Genomic DNA, 10,215 nt, shown 5'->3' on the forward strand with positions numbered 1-10,215 from the left:
TGGTGGGCGAGTTGGAGCGCGGCCATGCCGACGCCGCCGGTGGCCGCGTGCAGCAGCAGCGACTCCCCGGCCTCGGCCTTCGCCAGGTCGCGCAGGGCGTAGTAGGCGGTCAGGAAGGCGGCGGGGACGGTGGCGGCCTCGGCGAAGCTCCAGCCGGACGGGACCTTGGCCAGCAGCCGGTGGTCGGCGACCGAGACCGGGCCGACGCCGGCCGAGACCAGGCCCATCACTCGGTCACCGACCGCGAAGTCCTCGACCCCGGGCCCGACTTCGAGCACCACACCGGCCGCCTCGGTGGCGGCGGCCCGCCCGTCGTGCGCGACCAGGCCGAGGGCGAGCACCACGTCCCGGAAGTTCAGGCCGGCGGCCCGGATGCCGATCCGCACCTGGCCCTCGGCCAAATCGGCTACGGCCTCCGGGAATTCGATCAGCGCGAGGTCGTCGAAGCCGCCCTCGCCGGTGACGGCGAGCTGCCAGTCGGTGACCCCGGCCGGCTCGGTGAGCGTCCGCTCGGCGGTCGCGCGGGTGATTCGGGGTGCGAACAACGCGCCCTCCCGCAGCGCCAGTTGCGGCTCGCCCGTGGCGACGGCCGCGGCCAGCGCGGCGGCCGGCCCGGCGTCCACGTCCAGCAGTAGGAAGCGGCCGGGGTTCTCCGACTCGGCGGAGCGCAGCAGGCCCCAGAGCGCCGCCTCCGCCAGCGCGTCCAGGTGCTCGCCGGGCCGGGCCGCGACCGCGCCCCGGGTCAGCACCGCGAGCCGGGAGTCGGCGAACCGCTCGTCGGCCAGCCACTGCTGGAGCATGCCGAGCACCGGCAGCAGGGCCTCGCGCAGGGCGGTCGGCCCGGCCTCCGGGGCGCAGGTGAACACCACCTCCGGCACGGGGGCGCCGGCCTCGACCGCGGTCTGCAGGGCCGCCAGGTCCGGGTAGCCGGTGCCGAGCCGCTCGGCGAGGGCGAACCGGTCGGCGCCCAGCAGCGCCCAGTCGCCCGACGGCGCGGGCGCCTCGGCGGCCACGGCCGTCCAGGACAGTACGTGCTGGGCGTCCTGGTGGCCCGAGCTGGCCGCGAGCAGCTGCTCCGGCGAGACCGGGCGCACCGCCAGCGACTCCACCGAGGCGACCGGCGCGCCGGACGGGTCGGCCAGCCGCAGCGCCACCGCGTCGGGCCCGGCGGGTGTCAGCTCCACCCGCAGCGCCTCGGCGCCGACGGCCCGCAGCGCGACCTCGGACCAGGCGAAGGGCAGGACGACGCCGCTGCCGCCGATCCCGGTCAGACCGATGCCCTGCACCGCCGCGTCGAGCAACGCCGGATGCAGACCGAACGCGGCGGCCTCGCCCTCCGGCAGCGCGACCTCGGTGAACACCGTGTCGCCCCGGCGCCAGGCGGCGCGCAGCCCGCGGAAGGTCGGCCCGTAGACGAGCCCGAGCTCGGCCAGCCGCTCGTACACGTCCGCCAGGTCGATCGGCTCGGCGCCGGCCGGCGGCCACTCGGCGAGGCTGAACGGCTCGGGCTCGGCGCCCTCGGTGAGGGTGCCGGTGGCGTGGCAGGTCCAGGCCCGCCCGCCGGTGCGGGAGTGCACGGCCAGCGCGCGGGAGCCGTCGGCGGCCGGGGCCGAGACGGACACCTGCAGCTGCACCGGCTCGTCCTCGGGCAGCACCAGCGGCGCCTGCAGGGTCAGCTCCGCCAAGCCGTCGCAGCCGAGCGACTCACCGGCGTGCAGGGCGAGTTCGACGAAGGCGGTGCCCGGCAGCAGCACCGTGCCGAGCACCGCGTGCTGCGCCAGCCACGGCTGGGCACGGCGGGAGAGCCGGCCGGTGAACATCACGCCCTCGCCCTCGGCCAGCGGCAGGGCGGCGCCGAGCAGCGGGTGGCTGACCTCCTCCAGGCCGAGGCCGGCGGCGTCGGCCGCCTGGGCGGGGGCCTCCAGCCAGTAGCGGGTGCGCTGGAAGGCGTAACCGGGCAGCTCGACCGGGGCGGCGGTGGCGGGCAGGTGGCCGGCCCAGTCGATCCCGCCGCCGTGCGCCCAGACCTCGGCGGCGGAGGCCAGCAGCCGGCGCGGGCCGCCGTCCTCGCGGCGCAGCGTGCCGGTGGCCACGGCGTCCTCGACGCCTGCGTCCTCCAGGGTCTGCTGCACGCCCATCACCAGCACCGGGTGGGGGCTGGTCTCGATGAACGTCCGGTGTCCGTCGGCGGCGAGGGTGCGGACGGTCTGCTCGAACTCGACGGGCTGGCGCAGGTTGCGGAACCAGTACTCGCCGTCGAGTTCGGTGGTGTCGATGGGCTGGGCGGTGACGGTGGAGTAGAAGGCGGTCTCCGTCGCTCGTGGCGTGATGCCGGTGAGGAGTCGGGCCAGATCCTCGCGGATCCGGTCGACGTGCGGGCCGTGCGAGGCGTAGTCGACGGGGATGGTGCGGGCCCGGATGCCCTCGTCGGTGCAGGTGTTGACGAACTCCTCGAGGGCGTCGGCGTCACCGGAGATGACCGTGGTGGCGGGCCCGTTGGCGGCTGCGACGTCCAGTCGTCCGGTGTAGGCGGCGAGGCGCTCGCGGACCTGTTCGGCGGGCAGCGGGATGGAGGCCATGCCGCCGTGCCCGGCGATCGCGGCCAGGGCCTGGCTGCGCAGCGCGACCACCTTGGCGGCGTCGTCCAGGGAGAGCGCTCCGATGACGGCTGCGGCGGCGATCTCGCCCTGCGAGTGCCCCGCCACCGCGTCCGGACGGACCCCGAGGGACTCCCAGAGCCGGGCCAGACCCACCATCACCGCCCACAGCGCGGGCTGGACCACGTCCACCCGGTCGAAGCCGGGCGCGCCCGGCGCGCCGCGCAGCACCTCGGTCAGCGACCAGTCCACGTACCGGCTGAGCGCCTGCTCGCACTCCTCGAGCCGGGTGCGGAACTCGGCGCTGGTGTCGAGCAGTTCGACGGCCATGCCGAGCCACTGCGAGCCCTGGCCGGGGAAGACCAGCACCGTCCGCCCGCCGGCCCCGACCGTCCCGGCGACCACGGCGGACGAGGGCTCGTCGGCGGCCAGCGCCGCCAGCGCGGCATCCAGCTCGGTCCGGTCCCCGGCGAGCAGCACGGCCCGCTCCTCCAGCCGGGCCCGGTGCGCGGCCAGGGCGTGGGCCAGCGCGCCCGGGGTGAGCGCGGGCTCATCGGCCAGCAGGGTGCGCAGCCGTTCGGCCTGGGCGCGCAGCGCGTCCGTGGAGCGGGCCGTCACCAGCACCGGCACCGGGCCGTCGGTCGCCTGCTCTGCCACCGGCTCCACGGTCGGGGCCTGCTCCAGGATCACGTGGGCGTTGGTGCCGCTGATGCCGAAGGCCGAGACGGCGGCCCGGCGCGGGCGTTCCAGGGCTGGCCACTCCCGGGCCTCGGTGAGCAGACGGACGGTACCCGAGCTCCAGTCGATGTGCGGGGACGGCTCGTCGGCGTGCAGGGTGCGGGGCAGTACGCCGTGCCGCATCGCCATCACCATCTTGATGATGCCGCCGACCCCGGCCGCCGCCTGGGCGTGGCCGATGTTGGACTTCAACGAGCCCAGCCAGAGCGGCTGTTCGGTGTCCCGCTCGGCGCCGTAGGTGGCGAGCAGGGCCTGCGCCTCGATCGGGTCGCCGAGCGGGGTGCCGGTGCCGTGCGCCTCGACCGCGTCCACCTCGGCGCCGGTCAGCCCGGCGCCCGCCAGGGCCTGGCGGATGACCCGCTGCTGGGCGGGGCCGTTCGGGGCGGAAAGGCCGTTGGAGGCGCCGTCCTGGTTGACTGCGCTGCCCCGGACCACCGCGAGGACCCGGTGGCCGTTGCGCAGCGCGTCGGAGAGCCGCTCGACCACGAGCAGGCCGACGCCCTCGGAGGCGCCGAAGCCGTCCGCGTCCGCGCCGAAGGCCTTGCACCGGCCGTCGGCGGCCAGACCGCGCTGGCGGCTGAACTCCACGAACATCGCCGGGGTGGCCATCACCACCACGGCGCCGGCCAGCGCGAGTGAGCACTCGCCGCTGCGCAGCGCCTGGACCGCCAGGTGCAGCGCGACCAGCGAGGAGGAGCAGGCGGTGTCCACGGTGACCGCCGGGCCCTGCAGACCGAAGATGTACGAGAGGCGGCCGGAGCCGACGCTCGCCGTGTTTCCCATCATCAGGTGGCCCTCGAAGCCCTCGGGGGCGTTGTGCAGCCGGGCCGCGTAGTCCTGGTAGGTCATGCCGACGAAGACACCGGTGTCGGAGCCGCGGAGCGCGTGCGGGTCCAGGCCGGCATGCTCGAAGGCCTCCCAGGTGGACTCCAGCAGCAGCCGTTGCTGCGGGTCCATGGCGAGTGCCTCCTTCGGGCTGATGCCGAAGAACGCGGCGTCGAACTCGGCCGGGGCGTCCAGGAATCCGCCGCGCACGGTGTAGGTGGAGCCGACGTGGTCCGGGTCCGGGTGGTAGAGCCCGGCGGAGTCCCAGCCGCGGTCGGCCGGCCAGTCGGTGACCGCGTCGGTCTCCGACTGGACCAGGCGCCACAGGTCCTCCGGCGAGCGGACCCCGCCGGGGAAGCGGCAGCTGATGCCGACGATCGCGATCGGCTCGTCCGTCGCGACGCTCCGGGTGGCGACGGCCGGGCCGCCCTGGGCGCCGAGCAGTTCGGCGCGGACGAGGGTGGCCAGCGCCGCGGGCGTCGGGTAGTCGAAGACCAGGGTCGCCGGCAGGCTCAGGCCGGTCAGCGCGCCGAGCCGGTTGCGCAGTTCGACGCCGGTGATCGAGTCGAAGCCGATCTCCTTGAACGGCGCCTCGGCGCGGACCGCGTCGCCGCTGCCGTGGCCGAGCACCAGGGCGATCTGGCCGCGGACCGCGTCCAGCACCAGCCGGTGCTGGTCGGCCTCGGACAGCCCGGCCAGCCGGCCGGCCAGCGCCGAGCCCTGCTCCGAACGAGCGGTCGCGCCGCCGGCGCCGTCGGCCAGCAGCCGCCGCACCTCCGGCACGTCCTCGATCAGCGGGCGGCGGCCACCGGCGGTGAAGGCCAGGAAGAAGCGGTCCCACTCGATGTCGGCGACCAGCAGCGGCGCCTCGGCGGCGTCCACCGCGTCGGCGAGGGCGGTGAGCGCCAGCGCGGCGGGCATGGTCGGCACGCCGTGCCGGCGGCGCAGCTCCCCGGTCTCGGCGTCCTCGGTGAGACCCGCCTCGCCCCACGGGCCCCAGCCCACGCAGGTGACCGGCAGGCCCTCGGCGGCCCGGCGCCGGGCCAGCGCCTCCAGCTGGGCGTTGCCGGCCGCGTAGCCGCCCTGGCCGGGCAGCCCGAGGGTGCCGGAAAGGGCGGAGAACAGCACGAAGGCGTCCAGCTCCAGATCGCGGGTCAGCGCGTCCAGGTTCTCGGCGACCACGGCCCTGGCCCGGTGCGCGGCGGCCAGCGCGGCGAGGTCCAGCCGTTCGACCGGCTCGGTGGCTGGCACCCCGGCGGCGTGCACCACGGCGGTGACCCGCTCGCCGTGGGCAGCCAGCCGGTCCAGCAGCGCGGCCAGCTCCGTACGGTGGGCGGCGTCGCAGGAGGCGACGGTCACCCGGGCGCCCGCGTCGGTCAGTTCGGCCACCAGCGCGTCGACGCCGGGCGCGGCCGGGCCGCGTCGGCCCACCAGTACCAGGTGTTCGGCGCCGCGCCCGGCCAGCCAGCGGGCGGCGTGCCCGCCGAGCCCGCCGGTCCCGCCGACCACCAGCACGGTGCCACGCGGGTGCCAGACCGGCGCGCTGCCGTTCGGACGGGCCGAGCGGACCAGGCGCGGGGCGAACACCCCGGCGGCGCGGACGGCCAGCCGGTCCTCCTCGCCGCCGAGGGCGGCGACCAGCCGGGTGGCCGACTGGGCGTCCACCGCCTCCGGCAGGTCCAGCAGGCCGCCGCGCAGCCCGGCCAGCTCGACCCCGGCCACACCCAGCAGGCCCCAGACGGCGGCCTGGGCGGGGTGCAGCGGGGCCTCAGCCACCGAGGTCGACACGGCGGCCCGGGTGACCGTCCACAGCGGGGCGGCCGGCCCGTCGGCCAACGCCTGGACCAGTGCCAGGGTCTGCGCCAGTCCGGTCGGCATGCCGGGGTGCCCGGCGTACGGGCGCTCGTCCAGCGGGAGCAGCGACAGCACCCCGGCCACCGCCTCCCCACCGGCCGCCGTCCGCAGTGCTGCGGCGACCTCGGCCCGGTCGGCGCCGACCGGCTCGACCGCAACGGCCTCGGCCCCGCGTGCGGTCAGCACCTCCAGCACCGCCTGGACGGTTTCCGCACTGGCGCCCGACTCCGGCACCGCGACCAGCCAGCGGCCCTCCAGCGCGGCACCGGGCCGCTCGGGGCGGCGCTGCCATTCGACCCGGTAGCGCCAGCGGTCCACGGCCGTGCCGTTCAGCTGGTGACGGCGCCAGGAGGACAGCGCGGGCACCACACTGCCGAGCGCGGCGTCCTCCGCGAGGTCCAGCGTCCCGGCGACCGCCGGCACGTCCTCGCGCTCGACCGCGGCCCAGAACTCGGCCTCGGCGGGAGAGAGCCGACCCTCGCCGGCCTCCGGACGGGCCGGGGCGAGCCAGTAGCGGGTGCGCTGGAACGGGTAGGTGGGGAGCTCGATCGCATGGGCCTCGGGCAGGTGGCCGGCCCAGTCGACCCGGCCCCCGCGGACCCAGACCTCGGCGGCGGAGGCGAGCACCCGGCGCGGGCCGCCGTCCTCGCGGCGCAGCGTCCCGGTGACGGTCACCGGCCCGAGCGCCGGACCGAGCGCGGCCAGGGTGTCCTGCAGGCCGACCGTCAGGACGGGGTGGGGGCTGGTCTCGATGAACGTCCGGTGTCCGTCGGCGGCGAGGGTGCGGACGGTCTGCTCGAACTCGACGGGCTGGCGCAGGTTGCGGAACCAGTACTCGCCGTCGAGTTCGGTGGTGTCGATGGGCTGGGCGGTGACGGTGGAGTAGAAGGCGGTCTCCGTCGCTCGTGGCGTGATGCCGGTGAGGAGTCGGGCCAGATCCTCGCGGATCCGGTCGACGTGCGGGCCGTGCGAGGCGTAGTCGACGGGGATGGTGCGGGCCCGGATGCCCTCGTCGGTGCAGGTGTTGACGAACTCCTCGAGGGCGTCGGCGTCACCGGAGATGACCGTGGTGGCGGGCCCGTTGGCGGCTGCGACGTCCAGTCGTCCGGTGTAGGCGGCGAGGCGCTCGCGGACCTGTTCGGCGGGCAGCGGGATGGAGGCCATGCCGCCGTGCCCGGCGATCGCGGCCAGGGCCTGGCTGCGCAGCGCGACCACCTTGGCGGCGTCGTCCAGGGAGAGCGCTCCGATGACGGCTGCGGCGGCGATCTCGCCCTGCGAGTGCCCCACTACCGCGTCCGGACGGACCCCGTACGAGCGCCACACCTCGGCCAGCGACACCATCACGGCCCACAGCGCCGGCTGGACCACGTCCACCCGGTCGAAGCCCGGTGCACCCGGTGCGCCGCGCACCACGTCCAGCAGGTCCCAGTCCACGTACGGCGCCAGCGCCGCCGCGCAGGCTCGGAACCGGTCGGCGAACGCCTCGGAGGAGTCCAGCAGTTCGGTGCCCATGCCCAGCCACTGCGAGCCCTGCCCGGGGAAGACGAACACCGTCCGCCCGGGCGCGTCCGCGACGCCGCTCACCACCGCCGCGGCCCCGGCCGCGTCGGCCGGGTCGGCGACCGCCGCCAGAGCGGCCAGCAGCTCGGTGCGGTCGGTGCCGAACACCACCGCGCGGTGCTCCAGCGCGGACCGGGTCAGTGCCAGTGAACGGGCCGCGTCCGCCGGGCGCACCGCCGGGTCGGCCAGCCGCGCGCGCAGCTGCCCGGCCTGGGCGCGCAGCGCCTCCGCCGAGCGGGCGGACAGCATCCAGGGCAGCACCGGGGGCTCACCCCCGGGCTCGCCCTCGGGTTCGGCAGCGGAGGCCGGCTCCTCGGCCGGGGCCTGCTCCAGGATCACGTGCGCGTTGGTGCCGCTGATGCCGAACGCCGAGACCCCCGCCCGGCGTGGGCGCTCCACCGGGGACGCCCAGGGGCGGGCCTCGGTGAGGAGTTCAACGGCGCCGGAGGTCCAGTCCACGTGCCCGGACGGCGCGTCCACGTGCAGGGTTCTCGGCAGCACCCCGTGCCGCATCGCCAGCACCATCTTGATCACCCCAGCCACGCCGGCGGCGGCCTGGGTGTGCCCGATGTTGGACTTCACCGAGCCCAGCCACAGCGGCTCGCCGCTCTGCCGGTGCTGCCCGTAGGTGGCGAGCAGCGCGTTGGCCTCGATCGGGTCGCCGAGGGTGGTGCCGGTGCCGTGCGCCTCGACCACGTCCACATCGGCCGGGGTCAGGACGGCGTCCGCGAGCGCCTGCTCGATGGCCTTCTGCTGGGCGGTGCCGCTCGGCGCGGTCAGCCCGTTGGAGGCGCCGTCCTGGTTGAGGGCGGTGCCGCGCACCACGGCGAGCACCCGGTGGCCGTTGCGGCGGGCGTCGGAGAGCCGCTCAAGCAACAGCATCCCGGCGCCGTCGGAGAAGCCGGTGCCGTCGGCCGCGTCGGCGAAGGCCTTGCACCGCCCGTCCGCGGCCAGGCCGCGCTGACGGCTCATCTCCAGGAAGATGCCCGGGGTGGACATCACGGTGGCGCCGCCGGCCAGGGCCATCGTGCACTCGCCGCTGCGCAGCGCCTTCACCGCCAGGTGCAGCGCGACCAGCGAGGAGGAGCAGGCGGTGTCGATCGAGACGGCCGGGCCCTCCAGGCCGAAGGTGTAGGCGACCCGGCCGGAGGCGACGCTGCCGGTGGTGCCGGTCAGCAGGTAGCCCTCCAGGTCCTCGCCGGACTCGCGCGGGTCGCTGCCGCCGTAGCCCTGGGTGATGACGCCGAGGAAGACGCCGGTCTTGCTGCCGCGTACCGAGGCCGGGTCGATGCCAGCGCGCTCGTACACCTCCCAGGTGGTCTCCAGCAGCAGCCGCTGCTGCGGGTCCATGGCGAGGGCCTCGCGCGGGCTGATGCCGAAGAAGCCGGCGTCGAAGTCCATCGCGTCGTGCAGGAAGCCGCCGGCCCGGGCCGACACCTTGCCGGGGCGGCCCGGCTCCGGGTCGTACAGCGAGTCGACGTCCCAGCCGCGGTCGGTGGGGAAGCCGGTCAGCATGTCGCCGCCGTCCTCCAGCACCCGCCACAACTCCTCGGGTGAGCCGACCTCGCCGGGGAAGCGGCAGCTCATGCCGACGATGGCGATCGGCTCGTGGGCCCGCTCCTGCTGCTCGGTCAGCAGACGGCGGGTGTTGCGCAGTTCGGTGGTGGCCCGCTTGAGGTAGTCGCGCAGGGTCTGCTCGTTGGCGGTGTTCGACATTCCCGTCGTTTCCTTTGCTGGTGGCTGCGGTGTCAGCGGGGTCACTGACCGAGGCCGAGTTCGTTGTTGAGGACGTCGAACAGGTCGTCGTCCGTCGCGAGGTCCAGGTCGTCGCCCTCGTCGCGCCCGCCCCCGGCGGAGCCGGCGCCCTGGGTGCCGCTCCACTTCCACAGCAGGGCCTGCAGGCGCGCCGTGATGCGGCCGTGGTCGTCGCCCTCGGCGTCGAGCGCGGTCAGTGCCGCCTCGATCCGGTCCAGTTCGGCGAGGACGGTCTGCGCCGGGGCGACCGGCTCCGGGGCGACCAGGGAACGCAGGTGCTCGGCCAGCTCCTCCACCGTCGGGTGGTCGAAGACCAGCGTGGCGGGCAGCCGCCGGCCGGTGGCCGCGTTGAGCCGGTTGCGCAGCTCCAGCGCGGTCAGCGAGTCGAAGCCCAGCTCCTTGAAGCTGCGCCCGGTCTGCACGGTGTCCGTCGGGCCGTAGCCGAGGACGGCGGCCACGTTGTCGCGCAGCAGCTCGCCCAGCACCCGGGACTGCTCGGCCGCGGACCGCCCGGTCAGCCGCAGCTGCAGGGCCGAGGCGCCGCCGTCCGCCTCCGCCTGGCCGGCGGTGCGGCGCAGCGGGGTGCGGTCCAGGCCGGCCAGCAGAGCCGGAGCCCGGTCGCGCAGGGCGCGGACGTCGAGGCGGGCGGGCAGCAGCACCGGGCGGTCGGCGTCGAAGGCGGCGTCGAACAGGGCGAGCCCGTGCTCGGTGCTCAGCGGCAGGAACCCGCCGCGGCCCATCCGGGCCCGGTCGGTCTCGCTCATGGTGCCGGTCATCTCGCTGGCCTCGTCCCACAGGCCCCAGGCGAGGCTGGTGGCGGGCAGGCCGTGGACCCGGCGGTGCTGGGCGAGGGCGTCCAGGTGGGCGTTGGCGGCGGCGTAGTTGG

At 76.1% G+C, this 10,215-nt stretch carries 2 protein-coding genes; both read right to left on the minus strand.

All coding sequences use genetic code 11. The annotated features are described in order from the left end of the window. On the minus strand, positions 1 to 9,290 hold a 9,290-nt coding region (locus tag ACWC9T_RS39015; protein WP_449825785.1), incomplete at its 3' end, for a type I polyketide synthase. 41 nt (positions 9,291 to 9,331) lie between these two features. Continuing rightward, the coding region (locus ACWC9T_RS39020; RefSeq protein WP_449825786.1) for a beta-ketoacyl reductase at positions 9,332 to 10,215 on the minus strand (884 nt) is incomplete at its 5' end.

This window comes from Kitasatospora sp. NPDC001159, assembly GCF_053598235.1.